The 19,809-nt window shown below is 75.5% G+C and carries 14 protein-coding genes and 1 pseudogene; 5 read left to right on the top strand and 10 right to left on the bottom strand.

Going from position 1 to position 19,809, the window contains the following annotated elements:
* Nucleotides 1-92: 92 nt before the first annotated feature.
* On the bottom strand, nucleotides 93-656 hold the full coding sequence (locus AB0D10_RS44425; RefSeq protein WP_360268225.1) for a TetR/AcrR family transcriptional regulator: 564 nt from the start codon (nucleotides 654-656) through the stop codon (nucleotides 93-95).
* A gap of 103 nt (nucleotides 657-759) precedes the next feature.
* Between AB0D10_RS44425 and AB0D10_RS44420 the strand changes: the two genes are divergently transcribed.
* Together AB0D10_RS44420 and AB0D10_RS44415 are read left to right on the top strand one after the other, a co-directional pair.
* On the top strand, nucleotides 760-1,242 hold the full coding sequence (locus AB0D10_RS44420) for a nuclear transport factor 2 family protein (protein ID WP_360268222.1): 483 nt from the start codon (nucleotides 760-762) through the stop codon (nucleotides 1,240-1,242).
* 249 nt (nucleotides 1,243-1,491) lie between these two features.
* Nucleotides 1,492-2,544, top strand: a complete 1,053-nt coding sequence (locus AB0D10_RS44415) for a hypothetical protein (RefSeq protein WP_360268219.1) — start codon at nucleotides 1,492-1,494, stop codon at nucleotides 2,542-2,544.
* An 81-nt stretch (nucleotides 2,545-2,625) separates the two neighbouring features.
* Here the strand turns inward: AB0D10_RS44415 and AB0D10_RS44410 are convergent, their stop codons facing one another.
* Together AB0D10_RS44410 and AB0D10_RS44405 are read right to left on the bottom strand one after the other, a co-directional pair.
* Complete coding sequence (locus AB0D10_RS44410; protein ID WP_360268216.1) at nucleotides 2,626-3,219, bottom strand: hypothetical protein; 594 nt, start codon at nucleotides 3,217-3,219, stop codon at nucleotides 2,626-2,628.
* A 61-nt stretch (nucleotides 3,220-3,280) separates the two neighbouring features.
* Nucleotides 3,281-3,802: a MarR family transcriptional regulator gene (locus AB0D10_RS44405; RefSeq protein ID WP_360268213.1), complete on the bottom strand. Its 522-nt coding sequence runs from the start codon at nucleotides 3,800-3,802 to the stop codon at nucleotides 3,281-3,283.
* An 80-nt stretch (nucleotides 3,803-3,882) separates the two neighbouring features.
* Between AB0D10_RS44405 and AB0D10_RS44400 the strand changes: the two genes are divergently transcribed.
* Nucleotides 3,883-5,289: an MFS transporter gene (locus AB0D10_RS44400; protein WP_360268210.1), complete on the top strand. Its 1,407-nt coding sequence runs from the start codon at nucleotides 3,883-3,885 to the stop codon at nucleotides 5,287-5,289.
* Nucleotides 5,290-5,299: 10 nt separating this feature from the next.
* On the opposite strand, the gene AB0D10_RS44395 is transcribed toward AB0D10_RS44400, so the two are convergent.
* A complete protein-coding gene (locus AB0D10_RS44395; RefSeq protein WP_360268208.1) occupies nucleotides 5,300-6,187 on the bottom strand; it encodes an alkaline phosphatase family protein in 888 nt (295 codons plus the stop codon).
* 114 nt (nucleotides 6,188-6,301) lie between these two features.
* Nucleotides 6,302-7,297, bottom strand: coding sequence for a phospholipase D-like domain-containing protein (locus AB0D10_RS44390; protein WP_360268205.1), 996 nt, complete (start codon nucleotides 7,295-7,297; stop codon nucleotides 6,302-6,304).
* Nucleotides 7,298-7,618: 321 nt separating this feature from the next.
* On the opposite strand from AB0D10_RS44390, the gene AB0D10_RS44385 reads away from it, so the two are divergent.
* Nucleotides 7,619-8,911: a serine hydrolase domain-containing protein gene (locus AB0D10_RS44385; protein WP_360268203.1), complete on the top strand. Its 1,293-nt coding sequence runs from the start codon at nucleotides 7,619-7,621 to the stop codon at nucleotides 8,909-8,911.
* An 85-nt stretch (nucleotides 8,912-8,996) separates the two neighbouring features.
* Here the strand turns inward: AB0D10_RS44385 and AB0D10_RS44380 are convergent, their stop codons facing one another.
* Complete coding sequence (locus AB0D10_RS44380) at nucleotides 8,997-11,300, bottom strand: tetratricopeptide repeat protein (protein WP_360268200.1); 2,304 nt, start codon at nucleotides 11,298-11,300, stop codon at nucleotides 8,997-8,999.
* Between the two features lie 341 nt (nucleotides 11,301-11,641).
* The gene (locus tag AB0D10_RS44375; RefSeq protein ID WP_360268197.1) at nucleotides 11,642-14,335 is read right to left on the bottom strand and encodes a BTAD domain-containing putative transcriptional regulator; all 2,694 of its coding nucleotides are present in this window, start codon (nucleotides 14,333-14,335) and stop codon (nucleotides 11,642-11,644) included.
* A gap of 389 nt (nucleotides 14,336-14,724) precedes the next feature.
* Between AB0D10_RS44375 and AB0D10_RS44370 the strand changes: the two genes are divergently transcribed.
* Complete coding sequence (locus tag AB0D10_RS44370) at nucleotides 14,725-17,556, top strand: BTAD domain-containing putative transcriptional regulator (protein WP_360268194.1); 2,832 nt, start codon at nucleotides 14,725-14,727, stop codon at nucleotides 17,554-17,556.
* 91 nt (nucleotides 17,557-17,647) lie between these two features.
* Here the strand turns inward: AB0D10_RS44370 and AB0D10_RS44365 are convergent, their stop codons facing one another.
* The 3 genes and pseudogenes from AB0D10_RS44365 to AB0D10_RS44355 all read right to left on the bottom strand — a co-directional run.
* On the bottom strand, nucleotides 17,648-18,319 hold the full coding sequence (locus AB0D10_RS44365) for a sigma-70 family RNA polymerase sigma factor (RefSeq protein ID WP_360268191.1): 672 nt from the start codon (nucleotides 18,317-18,319) through the stop codon (nucleotides 17,648-17,650).
* 289 nt (nucleotides 18,320-18,608) lie between these two features.
* The gene (locus AB0D10_RS44360) at nucleotides 18,609-18,962 is read right to left on the bottom strand and encodes a hypothetical protein (RefSeq protein ID WP_360268188.1); all 354 of its coding nucleotides are present in this window, start codon (nucleotides 18,960-18,962) and stop codon (nucleotides 18,609-18,611) included.
* A 424-nt stretch (nucleotides 18,963-19,386) separates the two neighbouring features.
* Nucleotides 19,387-19,809, bottom strand: a pseudogene (locus tag AB0D10_RS44355) (sporulation protein); the annotation flags it as partial.

The raw sequence follows: 19,809 nt of genomic DNA, 5'->3' as shown, positions 1-19,809 counted from the left end.
GGAAAGCTACCTCGCAGGCCTCCACCTCCGTGGCGCGATGATCTGGATCAAGGACCTCACCCGGACCCAGTGATCACAACCGAATACGTGCCCTAACGCACGCGTGCGGCGTCCAGCAGCAGCCGGGCGGCCTCCTTGGCGTCGGCGGCGGACGTCGGGTCGCCGTGGACGGCGGCGGTGGTGATGGCGCCCTCGGCGAGCAGGGTCAGGTGGACGGCGGTGGCGGGCGGGGCGCCGGCGGCCTCGGCCAGACCGGCGACATAGCCACCGAACTCCTCCTTGTGGTGCCGCGCGGCGGCCGCGACGACGGGCGTGGTCGCGCCCAGTTCGCCGAAGGAGTTGACGAACGCGCAGCCGCGGAAGCCGGGTTCGGCGAACCACAGGCCGAGCCAGTCGAAGACCGCGAGCAGCTGGTCCCGGGGCGAGCCGCCGGAGCGGGAGACGTGCACGGCGAGGCTCGCCCGCCAGCGGCCGTCGCGGCGCAGCAGGTAGGCCTCGACCAGGTCGTTCTTGGACGGGAAGTGCTGGTACAGGCGGCGCATCGTCATGCCGGAGGCGGCCCGGACGGCGTCCATCCCGACCGCCTGGATGCCCTGTCCGTAGAACAGCTCCTCGGCCGCGTCGAGGATGCGGGTCCGCGGGTCTTCGTGCTCCATCTGCCGTGCCCCTTGAGCGAGAACGATAGTTCTCCTATCGTAGCCACCAGAGTGAGAACGATCGTTCTCGCCGGCGGAATGCCCGCTCCCGAGGAGTTCACCCATGACCGAACAGCGCGACGCACAGCGCCCGCCCCTGCCCCCGTTCACCGCGGCGACCGCCCGGCAGAAGGTCCGGGCCGCCGAGGACGCGTGGAACACCCGCGACCCGCAGCGGGTCGCCCTCGCGTACACGCCCGACAGCCGCTGGCGCAACCGCGCCGAGTTCGTCACCGGCCGCGGGCCGATCGCCGAGTTCCTCACCCGCAAGTGGCGCCGCGAGTTCGACTACCGCCTGATCAAGGAGCTCTGGGCGCACGACGGCGACCGCATCGCGGTCCGCTTCGCCTACGAGTGGCACGACGACGCCGGCCGCTGGTACCGCTCATACGGCAACGAGAACTGGGAGTTCGCCCCGGACGGCCTGATGGCCCGACGGCACGCCTCCATCAACGACCTGCCGATCACCCCCGAGGAACGCCTGTTCCACTGGCCGCTCGGCCGCCGGCCCGACGACCACCCCGGCCTCACCGAGCTCGGTCTCTGAGCACCCACCGGGCGCCCCGGCTCCCGGACCGGCTCCGGGGTCGACTCCTGGACCTCCTGGGCCTCCGGGGCCTCCGGGGCCGACTCCGGGGCCTCCGGGCCTCTACCCCACGGCAGCTGACGGCGTATCGGAGAACCACAGCTCCGGACGGCACTGTTCCGCAACTGTGACACGTCGCGAACCCGCCCCTGACCTCGCACTGGGACGCTTCGTTCTCGAAAGCGAACAGCACCTGAGGGGGACCTGGACATGTCCGTGCGCAACAGATTCGGCACCGCCGCCGCGATCGCCCTGATGACCACCATCGGCGCGGTCCTGCTCTCCGCCTGCGGTCCCGAGAACTCCGGCTCCGGGTCCACCGCGGCTCCGACCGGCGCCGCGCCGGGTTCCGCCGCGCCGGGGACGGCCGCGCCCGGCGCAGCGTCCGGCTCCGGCAGCCCGGCGCCCGGCGGCAAGGAGGTCAACGGCACCTCCGCCGCCAACCACCTGACCATCAGCACCGGCACCCGGACCGTCGCGATGAACGGCACCACCGTCGACTTCGGCACCGTCGTCCGCGACCTCTCCTGGTCCCCCGACGGCAAGAAGGCCGCCTTCGTCAACGGTGACGGCGACCTCGTGCTCGCCAACCCCGACGGCACCGGGAAGGTCACCCTCGCCAAGAACCCCGGCGGGGAGACCTGGTCCCACCCCACCTGGCTGCACGCGACCACGGACCCCGGTGTCACCGACGTCCCGGGCGCCCTCGCCCGCTTCGACGCCATCGTCTTCGCGAGCAGCAAGGGCGGCGCACTGAAGCTGGAGAAGGTCCCCACCAAGACCCCCGGCGCCACCCCCGAGGTGCTCACCCCGCACAACTCCGAGGGCGGCAGCGACACCATGCCGCAGCCCCCGCAGACCGGGAACACCTGGGCGAACGCCGGCGGCCACCGCGGCGAGATCGCGTACGCCAACACCCCGGCCAACGAGGTGTACATCTACGACGACTACATCCGGCCCGCGACGCGGGACCTGGGCAAGGGCTCCCAGCCGGCCCTCTCCCCCGACGGCGAGCAGCTGGTCTTCGTCCGCTCGGTGAACGGGCACGACCACCTGTTCACCCGCTCCACGCAGTTCGACCAGAAGGCCGAGAAGGACCTCACCCAGTCGGCCACCACCGACTACACCGAGCCCACCTGGTCGCCCGACGGCAGGACCATCGCGGCCCGCACCCCGGACGGCGTCAGCACCCTGCCCGCCGACGGCTCCGCTGCGCCGGTCCAGGTCTCCACCGTCAAGGGCCTGCCCGCGTACCGGCCGTAGGCCTCCGGAGCACCCGCCGTAGGCCTCCGGAGCAGCGGCCGCGGGGCCCGTTCCCGGGCTCCCCCGGTCTACCGCCCCGGCCTACCGCCCCCGGCCTGGCCCGGCCAACTCCGCGCGCAGCTCGGCCAGGTGCTCGTCGGCCGACTCGTGCGGCAGGAACTCGACCAGGTCGAGGAAGCGGAACAGCACCCGGCTCTCGGTGACCGCGTACTCGTAGTCCCCGAACCCGACCACCGCGCCCAGCCCGCCGCGCGCCGCCCCGCGGACGGCGGCCGACGTCAGAACGTCGGCCGCGTCCTCGGCGGTCGCCCGCCGGCGGGCGTTCGGGCGGGCCAGGTACGGGCAGACCATCGACGCGTAGAGCATGCACGCCCGGTGCCCGGGGCCCTCCATGGTCGGCGCGAGGTTGCGGTACGGCTGCCCGGCCGAGAGCGCCCCGGCGATCGCGGCGCTCTCGGCGGGCCCCACGACCCGCCACACCGGTCCGCGCTCCATGAATCCGCCGCACACCGAACAGCGGCGCTCCAGCGCGCAGTCGGCGCTGCGCCCGTGGTCGGTCAGCGCGAACTGCGGCTCGCCCCCGTGCCACGGCGTGATCGCCGGCACCGGGTACCCCCGCCCGTCCCGGGGACGCGCCCCCACACCGTCCGGCATCGGCACCAGTTCGAATCGCACGCCCCTATCGATACCAGGGACGGGGGTGGCGGGTCGACCCCGGCGGAGGGGCCGCAGCGCACTACTCTCCCTCCTCCTGGGCGAGCATCACCTTGCGCAGCAGCTCCGACAGCGTGTGCCGCTCCTCCTCGGACAGCACCCCCAGCAGCCGGCGCTCCTCCCGCCCGACCACGTCGAGGGCTTCGTGCCAGGCGGCGCGCCCGGCATCCGTCAGCACGATGTCGACCTTCCGCCGGTCCTCCGTCGAGGGCGTGCGCCGGACGAAGCCGCGCCGTTCCAGGGTCTCCAGCCGACCGGTGATCGAGGCCGGCGCGAGGTTGAGGTCGGCACGCAGGTCGGAGGGGGCGGCGTGGCCGCCGCGGCCGGCCAGCTCGTGCAGGGTGTCGAACTCGTGCTTCTGCAGCCCGTAGTCGGCGACGCCCTGTTCGCGGACCCGGCGGAAGTGGCGGGTGAGCCTCGACATCCGGGTGACGGCGGCCTCGATGTCCGGGTCCAGGCCGGGCAGCACCGGCTGCCAGCGGTCGACGTGGCCGTCCGTCCAGTCTCGCGGCGGGGTGTCCTGCTGAAGGAGGTGCTCGGCCATGGCAGGAGTCTACAAACCCTGAAGCAACACCACCAAAATATTCGTTGCCAAAATTTCGACACCGAAATACAGTGCGGCGCGTGAACCGACACCCCTTACACCTGCCCGGTTTCCGCCTGCTCTTCATCGGCCGGACGATCTCCACCCTCGGCGACGCCGCCGTCCCGGCCGCCCTCGCCATCGCCATCACCCGAGCCACCGGCTCCTCCACCGCACTCGCCCTGGTGCTCGGCTGCGCGATGGTGCCGAAGCTGCTCCTGCTGCCGATCGGCGGGGTGGCCGGGGACCGCTTCGACCCGCGTCTGGTCGCCCTCACCACCGACCTGGTGCGGGCCGTCGCCCAGGTGCTCGTCGGCCTGGAACTGCTCCACGGGCGCCCGAGCCTGCTGCACATCGCCGTCGCTTCGGCGGTCGGCGGCATCGCCTCGGCCTTCGCCATGCCCACCGCCTCCCCGCTCGTCGCGGCGACCGTCCGGGCCGAGCTCCGGCTGCGGGCCAACGCCCTGCTCAGCACCGCGACCGGCGCCGCGCGCCTCGGCGGCCCGGCGCTCGCCGGGCTCCTGGTGTACACGGCGGGTCCGGGCTGGGCCTTCCTGCTGGACGGCCTCTCCTTCGCGCTGAGCGCCGCACTGCTCGCCCGGCTCCTCAGGCTCACCCGGCCCACCGCCGACCGCCCCGCGAGCACCGACCGCACCCCTGGCACCACCGGCACCACCGGTACCCCGACCGTCGACCGCACCCCGGCCGCCGACGGCGCCGACGGCGGGCGGCGTTCGCTGCGCCGGGACCTCGCCGAGGGCTGGAGCGAGGTGCGCGCCCGGGACTGGTACTGGACCAGCCTGATCGCCCACGGCGTGTGGAACGGCGCGAGCGCCGTGCTGCTCACCCTCGGCCCGCTGATCGCCGCCACCCGCCTCGGCGGCGACGGCGCCTGGGTGGCCCTGACCCAGGCCGGGGCGGTGGGCCTGCTGGCCGGCTCGCTGATCGCCGGACGGCTCCACCCCCGTCGCCCGGTGCTCGCCGGGAACCTCGCCCTGGCGCTGTTCGGGCTGCCGCTGCTGGCACTGGCCGTCCCGGCCCCGGCGCCGGTCGCGGTGGCGGCACAGGCGGTGGCGATGGCCGGGCTGGGCTTCCTCAACCCGGTGTGGGCGACGGTGGTGCAGCAGGACGTCCCGGCCGGGAGCCTGGCCCGGGTCAGCTCGTACGACTGGCTGCTCTCGCTGGCCGCCGCCCCGGTCGGGTACGTGCTGGCGCCGCTGGCCGCCGACGCGTGGGGCAGTCGGGTGCCGCTGCTGGCGGCCGCGGTCCTGGTGACGCTGGTCTGCGCGGGCACGGCGGCGGTGCCCGGGGTGCGGGCGTACCGCGCGCGGCCGGCGGCCTCCCCGGGGAGCCCGTCCGGGGCCGACACCGGACCGGACCGCGCGAGCGGTGCCGGGCCGGTGACCGAGCGGCCACCGGCCCGGACCGGGGCTCAGGTCAAGCCCTGATCACCGCGGGTCAGTTCCAGATGCCCGTGATGTCGCTCGCGGTGGCCGCATTGCCCGCGTGCCCGGAGGTGCCGGCCAGGTCCTCCAGGGTGCGCAGCACGTTGTAGTGGTTGTACGTGGTGGCGGAGCTGCTGCCGGGGGTGACGTGGGCGCCGTAGACCAGGGTCGGGATGCGGTTGCCGGACAGCTTGTTGTCCTCGTCGAAGGTGACGACCAGGAGGCTGTTGTGGGTCTGCGCCCAGGTGGCGTACGCGCCGAGGTTGTTCTTGATCCAGGTGTCGCCGGTGCCGACCGAGCAGTCGTGCATGTCGCTGCAGAGGTTCGGCACGACGAAGGAGACGTTCGGCAGGGTGGTGTAGTCGGTCGGGAACTGCGCGAAGGTCTTGGCGCTGCTGACCGGGACGTTGCCGAAGCCGAACCACGGGTTGTGCTTCTGGGCGTAGTTGCCGCTGCTGCACACGGTGCTGCCCTGGCTGGGCAGGGACTCGTTGTAGCTGGCCCAGGTCTTGCCGGCGGCGATCACCTCGGAGGCCAGGTTGGCGCTCTGGAAGCCGCCGACGGTCACGCAGCTGTCGTCGACGCGACCCTGGGTGGAGCCGGAGAACAGGGCGTAGTAGTTCGGCTCGCTCGGGTGGGTGATGCCGAAGGACTGGGTGAGGTTGGCGCCGCCCGCCTTCAGGGTGTTGTTGAGGTACGGGGCGCCGCTGCTGCCGATGACCTGGGAGTAGGCGTGGTTCTCCATCACCACGACGACGATGTGGTCGGGCGTGGGGAGGGCGGCCGCCTGCGCGGTGGTGGCGGTCGCCGCCCACAGGCCGGCGGAGGCGGCGACCAGGGCGACGGCGGAGCCGATCGCGGTCGCGGTGCGGCGGGAGCGGGGCTTCGTGGACGAAGTCATGACAAATCCTCGGGTACGGAGCGGCCCGACGAGCCGCTCGGACGGGGGGTGAACTCCTGACGGGGGGTGAACTCCTGGGGCCGACAGCCGGTACGGCCGATGCGGCTGGTACGGCTAGTACGGCGCGCCGTGGGCGAAGTCGCCGGCGAAGGTGGACTCGACGGTGCCGAGCACCCCGGAGTCGGCAGTGATCAGGCCCAGTTCGCGGTTGTGGTTCAGCGAGTTGTCGGAGAAGTTCTCCGAGCCGGCGAACACCTCGGCCGACGCCGTGCCGTAGTCGGCGACGATCGCCTTGGCGTGGACGTACAGCCCGGTGGTCGACGAGTAGGTGACGACCTTGGCGCCCGCCGCCGCGACCTGGTCGAACTCGTCCGCGTACGAGGTCGGGTTCATGCCGACCACCCGCACCGTGACGCCGCGCGAGGCCGCCGCGGCGACGGCGTCCACCAGCGCCGGGTCGCCGAACTCCAGCTGCTCCAGGTCGAGGCTGGTCCGCGCGCCGTTGATCAGGGTCAGCAGCCGGGACTGCGCATCGGTGGGCGACCAGACCAGGTTGTCACCGTCGGTCGGGGTGACGGCGGTCCTGGCGTAGTCGGCGGCGAAGACCCGCTCGATCGCGGCGACGTCGTTGGCGTCGGTGTCGACCACGCCGTAGTCGCGGTCGTTCGCGTAGTAGGCGGAGTCCAGGTTGCCGGTCATGATCAGCGACGTGGCGCCGTCCACGGTGACGGTCTTCTGGTGGGTGTAGACGAACGCCGTGGACGAGTAGGTCACGCCGACCCCGGCGGCCTTCAGCGCCGAGTAGGCGGAGCCGTTGACCGAGGTGTGGGCGCCGTCGAGGATCACCCGGACCTTGACGCCGGCGCACTGACGGGCGATCAGGGCGTTGACGGCGGTGGTGTCGCGCAGCTCGTACATGGTGACGTCGACGGTCCGGGCCGCCGAGCCGATCAGGTCGTAGACAACGGTGTGGTCCTGGTCGGGGAACACGATCGCGGTGAACGTGCCGGGGGCCGCGGCGGCGGCCCCGGCGGTGCCGGACAGCGGTATCAGACCGGCGGCGGCGAGCAGCAGGGCGCCGGCCCGGCATGCCAGGGAGGCCAGGGGCATGGGGAAGCTCCGTGGTCGGTGAGGGGACTGCTGGTGGGGAACGGGTGCGGTGGTTCCGGCGGGGGAGCCGGTGCGGGGAGCGCACCGGCGGCGCATCGGGCGCCCGAACAGCATGGGGCGCGGCCGTCAACGCGGGTAGACGACGGCAGGTGAAACCTTGGCTCCGGAGCGGGAAACGAACGGTGCGGCCGACACGCCGGTGCCCGCAACGGACGATGCGGGCGAATCGGTTCACATTGCCATCGACCGCCCCGGCCGGTGATAGTGATCTTCGATCGGCGCGGCCCGACGCCGCGTCACTTGATGAGAGAGCCGAGGAACATGGCGACGACCAGCCTTCTCCGTCCCTTCGCGGTGGCCGCCGCCGGTGCCGTCCTGGTGGCGACCGGTGCCACGCACGCCGCGGCCGCCGACTCCGGTACCGCCGGCGCGCCCGCCTCCGACGTGCCCGGCGTGCTCGCCGCCCTGCAGGCCACCACCGCGGCCGGCGCCCCCGGCGCCTTCGCGGTGATCCGCGACCACGGCGGCACGGAGAACACCCGCTCGGTGTCGGTCGGCCGGGCGAACCTGGACGGGACCCCGATGAACTCCTCGTGGAGGTTCCGGGTCGGCAGCAACAGCAAGATGTTCACCGCCGTTCTCGTCATGCAGCTGGTGCAGGAGGGCCGGATCGACCTGGACAAGCCGCTGCGCGACTACCTGCCCGAGGGCACCCTTCCCGAGGGCTGGTCCATGACGGGCCGCCAGGTGATGGAGCACCGGGCCGGCATCTACGACCACACCAACGACCTGCTGGAGCAGGCCGGCGAGGAGACCACCAGCGCGTTCGAGGCGCGCATCCGCACCAAGGCGTACGACCCGCGCGACCTGGTCGCGATGTCGGTCAAGCACGGCGTGCAGTACACCCCCGGCAGCCGCTACTCCTACTCCAACACCGACTTCGTGCTGCTGGGCCTCGCGGTCGAGCACCTCACCGGCCAGCCGTTCGCGGAGGTGCTGAACGAGCGGATCATCCAGCCGCTCGGCCTGCGCAAGACCTCCTTCGTGGTGCCCGACCAGGAGATCCGCGGCGCCCACGTCACCGGCTACCTCACCAACGACGACCGCAGCAAGCCGCTGCTCGACTCCACCGAGCAGACCGGCTCCTGGGTGTGGGCCGCCGGCGCCGTCATCTCCGACGCCGAGGACCTCGACCGCTTCCTCACCGCGCTGCTGGCCGGCAACGGGGGCGGGCTGGTCTCCGACGACTCGGTGCGGCAGATGACCGCCGCCCTGCCGACCCCCACCGCGAAGGTCTCCTACGGCCTGGGGCTCCGCCGCATCTCGCTGACCTGCGGGGACGTGTACGGCCACGGCGGCATCGTCCAGGGCTTCCAGACCCAGTCCTTCGTGACCCAGGACGGACGGCGCAGCGTGGTGGTCTTCGCCAACGCCTCCAACAACGGCGCGGTGACGCAGGGTCTGATGAACACGCTGGAGCCGGCCTTCTGCGGCAAGAAGCCCGCGGTCGCGCCGCGGACGTTCTCCGCGCCGAGCGCGGACCTCCCGGGTTCCGGCGCTCCGCGGACCGCCCCGGCGGCGCAGCTGCCGGTGGTGGAGGACACCCGGATCTGATCCTCGGCGCCCGCCCCTGCGCACCGCCTCCGGGCGGGCGCAGGGGCGGGTCTGTCAGGTGGGCCCGGCAGGTGGGCCCGCGGGGTCAGTGGCGCGGCGTCCCCGGCCGGGGGCCGTTCGCGCTGAGGTCGGTGAGCGCCTCGGTGAGCAGTTCCCGGGCCTCCTCGGCACGGCCCTGTTCGATCAGCGCTGTGCCGAGTTCGGTCAGCGTCTTGGTCATGCTGTCCGGCCTGCCGACCGCCTCGTAGTGCGCGAGGGCCTGCCGGAAGGCCTTCTCGGCGGCCGGCCAGCGCTTCAACGCGGCCCGGTCCAGGCCCAGTTCGTGCGCGGTCATGGCCGCCAGCAGGTTCATCAGCGGCGCGGACCAGCGTTCCACCAGCTCCAGCGCGCCCGCCAGGGCCCGCCGGCGGGTGTCCACGGCCTCCTCGGCCCGGCCGGACTCGCGCAGGCAGTTGGCGGCGCCCCGCAGGGTGACCAGCCGGCCGATCCTGGCGGAGCGGTTGTCGACCTCGGCGAAGGCGTCCGCGGCCCGGTGGAAGGCGTCGATGGCCTCGCGGTGGCGCCGCAGGTACCGCAGGCCGGAGGCGAGGTAGGTGAGCGCCCAGCCCTGCTGTTCCCTGTCCCCCAGCTGCCGGGCCAGCTCCAGCCCCTCCGAGGCCAGTTCGATGCCGCGTTGGTAGCGGTGCAGACAGGTGACGTAGGTCCAGGCCAGGTAGTTGACGTGCACCGCCTCGGCCTGCCGGTCGCCGAGCGCCCGGGCGGCGTCCACCGAGAGCTGGAACACCTCCGCCCAGATCCCCCAGCTCAGCAGCCGGTCGGAGAACCAGTGCATGGCCTCGGCGGTGTCGACCACCTCCCGGTACCGGCCGGCCTGCTGCGCGTGGTGCAGGGCCGCCAGCCACTCCGGGTGCTCGTACTCCAGCCAACGCGCCGCCTCGGTGAGGTGCGCCGACGCGGCTCCGGCGGAGCCGGCCGCGCCGACAGCGTCCCTGGCGTGCTCGGGGTCGAAGCGCAGACCGTACGCGGCGGCCCGGTCGAGGATCCAGCGTCCGGCCCGGGTCCGGGCCGCGGCCAGTTCCCCGGGCGTCTCGTCGACGGCGAGCCGCTCGCCCGCGTAGAGCCGCACCAGGTCGTGCAGGCGGTAGCGGTCCGGGGTGGCGGGCTGGACCAGTCCGGTGTCGACCAGCTGCTCCAGCAGCAGTTCGGTCCGGGCCGGCGACCGGCCCGCGTAGGCGGCGGCGACGACCGCGGTGAAGTCCGGTCCGGCGGTCAACGCGCAGCGCCGGAGCACCAGTCGGGACTCGGCGGGCAGACGCCGGTAGGACAGTTCGAAGGCCGGACGGACCGCCAGGTCACCGGTCTCCAGCAGGTCCAGCCGGTTCTCCTCGGCGGCGAGCTGGCGCACCAGGTGGGCGACCGGCTGCTGCGGCCGGGCGACCAGCCGCTGCCCGGCGATCCGCAGCGCGAGCGGCAGGTAGCCGCAGAGCCCGGCCAGTTCGGCGGTGGCGTCGGGCGCGGCGTCGATCCGCTCCCGGCCGGCGATCCGGGCCAGCAGGCCGGCCGCCTCGGCCGGGGCGAGCAGGTCCAGGCTCAGCCGGTGCACCGACTCCAGGCCGGGCAGTGCGTTGCGGCTGGTCACGATGGTGACGGCCGGTCCGGAGCCCGGCAGCAGCGGGCGCACCTGGCCCTCGTCGGCGGCGTCGTCCAGCACCAGGACCAGCCGCCGCTCGCGCACCAGAGCTCGGTAGAGGCCGGCCCGCTCCTCCGCCCCCGCGGGCACCGCGGCGTCCTCGACGCCCAGCGCGCGCAGCACCTGGCCGAGGGCGTCGCGGGGGGACAGCGGCTGGGCCGACATGCCTCCGAGGTCGAGGGAGAGCTGGCCGTCCGGGAAGCGCGGCGCCAGGGCGTGGGCGGCGTGCAGGGCGAAGGCCGTCTTGCCGAGGCCGGGCTGACCGCTGACCAGCACCACCCGGGGGTGCGCGGGCCGGTCGTCCGCGGCGAGCCCGACGAGCGCGGCGAGGACGCCCTCCCGGGCGGTGAAGTCGGCGATGTCACGGGGCAGCGCGAGGGCGCTCTGGCCCGCCGCGACGGGCGGCTCCTCACGGTCCTGCCCGCCCGGCCCGGCCTGGGCCACGACGCGCTCCGGGCCCGGCCGGACGCCGCGCGGGCGCCCGGAACGCGCGGCGCCGTCCAGCGCCTCGGCCTGCTCCCCGTCCAGCCCCAGGGCGACGGCCAGTGCCCGTACGGTGCGCCGCTGCGGCCCCCGGGTGCGGCCGCGCTCCATGTCCCCGAGGGCCCGCAGACTGACCCCGGCGGCCGCGGCCAGTTCCTCCTGGGTCAGACCGGCCGCCACCCGGTGCCCGGCGAGCAGACGGCTGAACCCGCCCACGTCCGTACCGGCCCCAGCGCCACCACCAGCCGCCATGCCCCGCCCCCACTCACTCGGTCCTGCCACTTCCGCACTTCTGCCTGGTCTCGCGCCGGCGGTCGACGCCAGGCAGAAGTATGCCCGGGCGGCGGAACTCCCCCGTCACCTCCCGTTCGTCGACGTCCCGTCCCAGGTCAGAGGTGCCGTCCGGGGCCGGGCGGTCCGGCGGCGACGCCGGTTCCGACCGTCGGAACTGCCGGTAGTTCCGCCTGTGGTTCCGCTCTCCGAACAACGGCTCGACGGCCGGTCGCGGTTCACCACCGACGAAATCACCTGCGTTTCCGCCCACCGCCGCGCCCCGGTCAGTGCTCGCCCGCCGCCAGGGCCTCGGCACGGCGCCGGGCCTCCGCGCCCTCCACGCCGCGGCCCAGCTCGCACAGCAGGTCCGCGAGCAGGCCGTGCGAACGGGCCTCCAGCACGGCATCGCCGACGGTACGGCCGAGGGCGACCGCGAGCCGTGCCGAGGAGAGCGCGGCGTCCCGGCGACCGAGGGCGTGCAGGGCGCGGGCGCGGCTGTGCGTGGCGAGGACCGCCTCGCCACCGGCGGAGCGGGTGGCGGCGGCCCGGACCGCCTCGTCGGCGTGGGCGAGGGCCGGACCCGGGTCACCGGCCAGGACCAGGGCGTCGGCCAGGCCGGTGAGCGAGGGAACCAGCAGGTGGAGCGTGGCCGGGGCGCGGGCGGCGGTCACCAGCTCGGTGAGCATCGGCAGCGCCCGCTCGTAGCGGCCGGCCCGCAGCAGCGCCGCGGCCACCCGGCCGCGGCACCGGTGGCGCAGCACCGCGTCACCGGCCCGGTCCGCCGCGGCGACCGCGACGTCCAGGTGCTCGACGGCGGTGCGGTGCGCCGCGCGGGCGACGTGCAGGACGGCCAGGTCGGTGCCGAGCCGGGCGACGGCCGCCTCGTCCCCGTCCGCGTGCGCGGCGCTCAGCCCGGCCTCGACGACGGCCCGCCAGTGGGCCCGGTCGTGGCCGGTGGTCTCGTAGAACAGGGCGATCCGGTGTGCGAGCTGCCAGGAACCGGTGCTCCGGCCGTACTGCTCGGCGCAGACCACGACGGCCCGCAGGGCGCTCTCCTCGCGGCGGAACCAGGCCGCCGCGCGCCCGCCGCCTCCGCCCGCCGCGCCCTCGGCCGTCCAGTCGGCGGTGACGTCCAGGTAGTGGGCGATCAGCCGGTCGAGGGCGACGAACCGTTCGTCGCAGCTGAGGTCGGCCGCCAGCCGGGCGGCGTAGCGGCGCACCAGCTCGCGCCGGGCGTAGCGGCCGGGCGTCGACTCCTCCAGCAGGTGGACGGCGTCCAGTCCGGTCAGCAGGGTGCGGGTGGTGGCGGGCGGGAGGTCGGCGAGGGCGGCGGCGGTGTCGGTGTCGATGACCGCGCCGGGGTGCAGGCCGAGCAGGGTGAACAGCCGGGCGGCGGCCGGCGCCAGCGTCCGGTACGACCGGTCCAGGGCGGTGGTGAGGCCGACCGGGCCGCGCGCGGTGCTCGTGCCGGTGCCGGAGAGGGCAGCCAACCCGGTTTCCTCGTCGGCGAGTTCCCGGACGAGGTCGCCCGGGGACCAGTCCGGTCGGGCGGCCAGCCGGGCGGCGGCCAGGCGCAGCGCGAGCGGCATGCGGTCGCAGCGCTCCGCGAGTTCGGCGAGTTCGCCGACGGCGTCCGGGCCGTCGCCGACCCGATCCGGTCCGAGGGTGCGGGCGAGCAGCGCGGCGGCGTCGTCGAAGGTCAGCGCGCCCAGCGGGAGCGGGATCCCGCCCTCGCGGACCAGCAGGTGGTGCAGGCGGCTGCGGCTGGTGACGACGGTGACGGGGGCCGGCCCGTCGCCGCCGTCGTCGGCCGTCGGAGGGTCGGGCAGCAGGGGGACGAGCTGCTCGTAGCCGGCGGCGTCGTCCAGCAGCACGGCCATCCGCCGGCCGGCGACGAGTTCGCGGTAGCGGCGGGAGCGTTCGGCGGTGGAGGCGGGCAGCGCTTCCGGGGCGACACCGAGGGCGGTGAGGAACTCGCCGAGCACCTCGGCGGGTTCGCGCGGCCCGTCCGGGTCGAAGCCGCGCAGGTCCGCACGGAGCAGACCGTCCGGGAAGTGCCCGGCGCCGAGCCCCGCCGCCCAGTGCCGGACCAGGGCGGTCTTGCCGGCCCCGGCCGGGCCGGTGACCAGGATCGGGCGGCCCGCCCGGGCGGCGGGCAGGGCCTCCTCCAGCCGGGCGAGTTCGGCGCCCCGGCCGACGAAGCGGCGGTCGGGCGGTGCGGGCCGGGCGCCGAACAGCTCACCGGCGCGGCGCAGTTCGGGCCCGGGCGGGCCGGCGAGCCGGGCCACCGCCCGCTCGTACCGCTCCCGCGCCTCCGCATGCCGCCCGGCCTGCTCCAGACAGCCGACCAGCCGGGCGGTCAGTGTCTGCCGGGACGGGTGGGCGTCGGCCGCCGCCGCCAGTTCGGCGGCCGACTCACCGCCGCGGCCCGCCCGGAGCAGGCCCTCGGCCAGCCGCTCCAGGGCGCGCAGCCGCAGATCGGCGAGGTGCGGGAGTGCCCGCTCGCGCAGCAGGGCGGAGCCGCAGTCGGTCAGCGCCGGGCCGCGCCACAGGTCCAGCGCGGCACGCAGCAGCGGCAGCGCCGGGTCCTCCGGGGCCCGCTCACCCGTGACCGGGCCGTCCGGGGCGGCGGGCCCGGGCAGCAGCACCCCCGCTTCTTCGCACAGGCGGGCGAAGCGCAGCGCGTCGACCCGGTCGGGCTCGCCGGCCAGCAGGTACCCGGCGCCCCGGGTGTCCAGCGCCAGCCCCGGCCCGTCCAGCAGGTGGCGCAGCGCCGCGACGTGCCCCTGCAGGGCGGCCCGCGCGGTGGGCGGCGCCGAGCCCTCCCAGACCAGCTCGATCAGTTCCTCGGTGGCCACCGTCTGGTTCAGCCGGGCGGCGAGCGCGCACAGCAGCGCCCGTCGTTTGGGGGCCGACGGCGTCAGCGCCGTCCCGTCCTCCCGCCGCACGACCACCGGCCCGAGCAGATCGATGTGCACGCGCCCCGCTCCTCCCCTGCCCGTCAACTCCCTTCCGAGGATAGGCCCGACCTGCCCGTTCACGATCCCGCCGTCCCGTCGGGCCGACGGGACGGGACCCGCCGCACCGGGCGCTCGGCCCGGGCTCGGGGACCTGCCGCACGTGGTTCCACCATGGCCCGCACGGTATCCGGCGGGTCCGACACGAAGGACCGGTCGCCGCCACGGCCTCCGGCCCGGCACGGGCCCGCGGCCGAAACGCCCCGGCGGCCGGCGCAACCGGCACCCGCCCCTCCCGCGTATACCGGGGGCAGGGACGACGACCTGGTGCGGACCGCTGCGGTCCGCGCACTACACTGCTCCACCCCGGGGGCCACCCCGGACGTGGTGTGCGGCGAACGTGGGGGTACGTGGTGCGGATTCGGCTGCTCGGCCCGGTGGAGTTGCGGGTCGGGGCGGACGGCTTCGCGACCTTGGCCGGGGCGCAGCGGCGGGCGGTGCTGGCCCTGCTGGCGCTCGGGCTCGGACGCGTGGTCACCGTGGACCGGTTCTGCGAGGCGCTGTGGGGCGAGCGGTCTCCGGCCAGCGCGCGGGCCGCCGTCCAGGGACACGTCGCGGCGCTGCGCAAGGTGCTCGCCGACACCCCGTTCGAGCTGCACACCCGGGCGTCGGGCTACCTGCTGACCGGACCGGCCGACGACGTGGACGCGCTGCGCTTCGAGGCACTGACCGCCCGGGCCGCCGAACACGCCGACACCGGCGGCCCCGGTGGCGACACCGAGGCGATCGCGCTGCTGGAGGAGGCGCAGCGGCTGTGGCGCGGCGAGGCCCTGGCCGACCTGCCCGACACCCCGCTGCGCACCGCCGCCGTGGACCACCTGAAGCAGTCCCGCACCGCCGCCCTGCTCCGCTGGGCCTCGCTGCGGCTGCGCCAGGGCAGCGGTGCGGCGGCGGTCGCGGTACTGGAACAGGACGTCCGCGCGGACGGGCTGCGCGAGGAACCGGTGGCTCTGCTGATGCGCTGCCTGCGCCAGGCCGGCCGGCCCGCCGACGCGCTGACCGCCTATCACCGGGCCCGGCAGCGACTGGACCGCGAACTGGGGATCCGGCCCGGCCCGGCGCTGCAGGCGGCCCTCGCCGAGGTGCTCGCCGACGACCGTCCTGACGCCCTGCCCGCCGTGCCCCCGGCGCCCGGGTCCGGCGCCCGGGTTCCCCAGCAACTCCCCCGCCGGATGGTGGACTTCGTCGGACGGCAGGCCGAACTCGACCGGCTCGACCACGACTGCGGACCGGACCGCGCCGCGGACGGCCCGGTCCTGGTGGTCGGCCCCGCCGGGGTCGGCAAGAGCGCGCTGGTCACCGCCTGGGCACACCGCTCCGCCGCCCGCTTCCCCGACGGCCGGCTCCACGCCGACCTGCACGGCCTCGACCCGGACGGACCGGCACGCCCCGACGCCGTCCTCGCCGACTTCCTGCACGCCCTCGGCGTTCCCGCCGACGCCGTCCCCGCCGACCGCGCCGGACGCGCCGCGCTGTTCCGCGAACGCACCGGGGGCCGCCGGCTGCTGGTGGTCCTGGACGACGCCGCCGACCCCGACCAGGTTGCCGACCTGCTGCCCGAGGGGCCCGGCTGCGCCGCGGTCGTCACCAGCCGGGGCCCGCTGGAGGACCTGGTCGCCCTCGACGGGGCCGCCCTGCTGCGCCTGGCCGCGCTGCCCGAGGAGGACGCCCTGCTGCTCCTCGAACGCGCCCTGACGCCCGAACGGGTCCGCGCCGAACCCGAGGCGGCCGCCCGCCTCGTCCGCCTCTGCGACCGGCTGCCGCTCGCCCTGCGGACCGCCGCCGCCCACCTGGCCTCCCGGCCCGACTGGACGGTCGCCGAACTCGCCGACGAACTCGCCGACGAGCGGACCCGGCTGGCCGTCCTGGACGCCGACGGCGCCCACGGCATCGGCGCACAACTCCGGCTCACGCACCGCCGGCTCTCCCCGTCCGCCGCCGACCTGCTCACCGCCCTGGCCGTCCACCCCGGCGGCGAGGTGGACACCCTGGCCGCCGCGGCCCTGCTCCGCACGGACACCGCCACCGCCCACCGGGCGCTCGGCGAACTCGCCGCCCACCACCTGCTCACCGGCACCGCCCCCGGCCGCTACGGCCGCACCGACCTGGTCCGGCTGTTCGGCGCGGACCTGCTCGCCGACCTGCCCGAACCGCGCCGGCAGCTGCTCCGGGAGCGCCTGGCGGACCACTACCTCGCCGCCCTCCAGCACTGCGGCTCCTTCCTCGACCCCGGTCAGGAGGACGCCGACCCGCCCGTCCACCCGCCGCAGGCCCTCCCGTCCGCCGTCGACATCCGCACCGCGCTCGACTGGTTCCGGGCCGAGGAACCCGCCGTCCGCGCACTGGTCGACGCCCTCGCCGTCACCGACCCCGAACGCGCCTGGCGCCTCGCGCTGACCAGCGGCTCGCTCTACTACGGCGCCAGCCGCTTCACCGACTGGCTCGCCCGCACCCGCGTCGGCCAGGAGGCGGCCGAACGGTGCGGCGACCCGGTGGCGATCGCCCTGCTGCACAACTGCCGGGCCCAGGCGCTGGTCGCGCTCGAACGGCGGCACGAATCGGCCGAGGCGGCACGGAGGGCGGTCGCCGCCACCGACTCCGCCGACGGCCCGCGGGCCGCGTCCGCACGCGTCCGGGCTCTCGCCACCCTCGCCCTGGTCACCGCGATGCTCGGCGACCCCGCCGAGGCCGGGCGGCTGGCGGCCTCCGCCACCTCCCTCGCCGTGGCCTCGGGCAACCGCCGCCGACTCGTCGACGCCAAGGTCCACCAGGGCTGGGTCAGCCTGGCGACCGGCGACCGGGACGGCGCACAACTCAGCTCCCGCGAGGCCCGCGAGCTGCTGCCGCCCGCGCCGGTCACCCAGGTCCACCTCTGGTCGATGCTGACCGAGGCGCAGGCCCTCCCGCCGACCGTCCGCGACGAGACCGCCGACCTCGCCTGGCACCGGCTGCTCGCCGCCTGCGAGGAAGCCGGCCTGCTCTACCTGCACGCGCTCGCCGAACAGTCCTACGCCGCCCACCTGCTGGCCCGCGGCCGCGAGCGGGAGGTCGGCGAGCGGCTGCGCACCGCGCTCGACCGCTTCCGCTGCCACGACCGGTCGGCCGGCTACCGCAGCGAGTTCACCACGAGCCTGGAGGAGTCGCTCGACCGGCGCTCCCCGGACCGGTCACCGGTCCGGTGATCCCGGGTCGGTGACCTGCGCCCCGGCCCCGGGCCGCCGACCCGGGGTCGGTGACCGGCCGGGCGTCACCGGGCTGTTCACCCGCCGGGCGTCACCGGGCTGCCGAGGCGGCGCCGCTCTCCGCGGCCGCCGCCGACGACCGCGCGGTCGGGGCGTACCCGTGCTCCGCCGCCAGGACCGGACGCAGCGCCCGGATCGCGTAGAAGTTGCGGGACTTGACCGTCCCCGGCGGCACCCCCAGCCGGGCCGAGGCCTCCAGCACCGACCGGTCCTTCAGGTGCAGCTCGACCAGCACCTCCCGGTGGTGCTTCTGCACCCGGCGCAGCGCCAGCGAGATGTCCCGGGCGACCACGACCTGTTCGTACGGGTCCTCGGCGAGCGGGCGGTCCTCCAGCGGCTCGCCGATCACCTCCTTGGCGCGGGCGGCGGCCATCCGGTAGTGGTCGATCGCGATCCGCCGGGCGACCGTGAACAGCCAGGGCCGGCTCTGCTCCGGCCCGGCGCTCAGGGCCTCCGGGTGCTGCCAGGCGCGCAGCAGGGTCTCCTGCAGGATGTCCTCGGCCTTGCCGCGGTCGCCGCCGGTGGTCCGCAGCAGCGCACGCAGCAGGTAGCCGCCGTGCAGCCGGTGGATCTCGGCGAGCGTGTCGGGGTCGAGGGTCGGACGGGCCTCGCGGGCCGGGGCGGTGACGGCCCCCTCCACGTCCGACGGGCCCCCGGAGGGCTTGGCGACGGGCGTGGGCTGGGCGGCGGACGGCTTCGACACGCGCTACCTCTCAGATCGGGCAGGGGACACGGCGCGGGCAGGGCACCGCTGGGCACCGGCCGGACGGCCCCGGCGGCGACTGTGACAGCAGACTGCCGGACCCCGCCAAGTCCTCACCAACGATCCGCCAACGCCCCGGCTCACAGCCCCCGGACCGCCGCCGGAGCCGCTGTCGGCGACGCCCGCCCCGCACCCTCGCGGCCCGTTCCCGTGGCGCGTTCCCGCCCCCCGGACCGCAACCCGCGCCGCACCCCCGCGGCCCGGTGACGCCGGACATGGCCGGACAGGGCTAGTCGACGGCGAGCGCCCGCAGCAGCTCCTGCACCCCGTCCTCGCCCCGGTGCTCGATCAGCATCGCGACCCAGGTCGCCAGCCGTTCCCGCTCCGCCACCGACCACGCCGCCGCCGACGGGTGCTCGTCCACCACCAGCGCCGAGGCCACCCCCAGCAGGCCCGGCGGCGCCGACCCCGGCCGCCACCGGCCCTGCGGCACCGCCCGCAGCGCCAGCCGCCGGGCGACCGCGATCACCTCCTCCGCCGGTGCCTCCGGCACACCCAGCCCGGTCGGCCCCGGCACACTCGGTGCGCCCGCCCGCACCAGGGCCGCGATCAGCTCGCGCGCCTCCGGACCGTCCGCATCCATCCCGTGCCCCTCCCCCGTCCCGATCACGGGACTCACACTCGTTCGACCTCGGTGGCACTCGGCGGGCGCCGGGTGCCACCGCACGACGGTACCGAGCGGTAGCCGGTCGGGTAGAGGATTTTCTGCCGAACGACCGGACGGGCGACGGAGCGGCCCGGCCTCCCGGCACGACGGGGGCGCGCGCCGCGCCCTGCCCCGCTCAACGGTCCTCCCACCGGGGCCGGTTCAGGTGAACCGGAACGGGCCCGTCAACCGTGGTCCGGACCGGGGCGCCGCCCGGGGGCGCCGGTCGGTCGGGCGCGGCAGGACCGGGAGTCCGGGGCGTGGCAGGACCGGGAGTTCACGGGTGGCGGCCGGCCCCACCGCAGGTCGCACGCCGTCGCGCCCCGCGCGCAGGGGACTCACCGCACGGACGGCGCGTCGCTCACCCGAGGCCGTCGGGCCGGCCGGCCGGGACGTCCTGCGGCAGCAGCAGGCCCAGCGCGACCGGGTCCACGCCGTCGAGGCGGGCGAGGCGGCCGGCCTGCCGGGTGATCATCGCTTCCAGGGTCCGGCGGGCGAAGCGGCCGTTGCCGAAGGTGCGGTCGCGCGGGACGGCTTCGCACAGCTGTGTCAGAGCGGCGAGGGTCTCGGGGGCGCAGACGTAGCCGGCCTGTTCGGCCTGCAGCCGCACGATGGTGACGAGTTCGTCGGCGCTGTAGTGGTCGAAGGCGATCTGCCGGGAGAAGCGGGAGGCCAGGCCGGGGTTGGAGGCGAGGAAGCCCTGCATCTCCTCCTGGTAGCCGGCGACGATCACCACGACCTCGTCGCGGTGGTCCTCCATGAGCTTCATCAGGGTGTCGACGGC

It is taken from the genome of Kitasatospora sp. NPDC048545 (assembly GCF_040651155.1).
Classification (GTDB): Bacteria; Actinomycetota; Actinomycetes; order Streptomycetales; family Streptomycetaceae; genus Kitasatospora.
Note: the sequence above shows the minus strand (reverse complement) of the source record. Positions and strands in the feature narration are given on the sequence as shown.

Excerpts from the sequence above, each read along its gene's own strand:
- AB0D10_RS44425 (WP_360268225.1), bottom strand. The coding sequence starts at position 656 with ATGGAGCACGAAGACCCGCGGACCCGCATCCTCGACGCGGCCGAGGAG.
- AB0D10_RS44420 (WP_360268222.1), top strand. The coding sequence starts at position 760 with ATGACCGAACAGCGCGACGCACAGCGCCCGCCCCTGCCCCCGTTCACC.
- AB0D10_RS44415 (WP_360268219.1), top strand. The coding sequence starts at position 1,492 with ATGTCCGTGCGCAACAGATTCGGCACCGCCGCCGCGATCGCCCTGATG.
- AB0D10_RS44405 (WP_360268213.1), bottom strand. The coding sequence starts at position 3,802 with ATGGCCGAGCACCTCCTTCAGCAGGACACCCCGCCGCGAGACTGGACG.
- AB0D10_RS44395 (WP_360268208.1), bottom strand. The coding sequence starts at position 6,187 with ATGACTTCGTCCACGAAGCCCCGCTCCCGCCGCACCGCGACCGCGATC.
- AB0D10_RS44390 (WP_360268205.1), bottom strand. The coding sequence starts at position 7,297 with ATGCCCCTGGCCTCCCTGGCATGCCGGGCCGGCGCCCTGCTGCTCGCC.
- AB0D10_RS44385 (WP_360268203.1), top strand. The coding sequence starts at position 7,619 with ATGGCGACGACCAGCCTTCTCCGTCCCTTCGCGGTGGCCGCCGCCGGT.
- AB0D10_RS44360 (WP_360268188.1), bottom strand. The coding sequence starts at position 18,962 with ATGGATGCGGACGGTCCGGAGGCGCGCGAGCTGATCGCGGCCCTGGTG.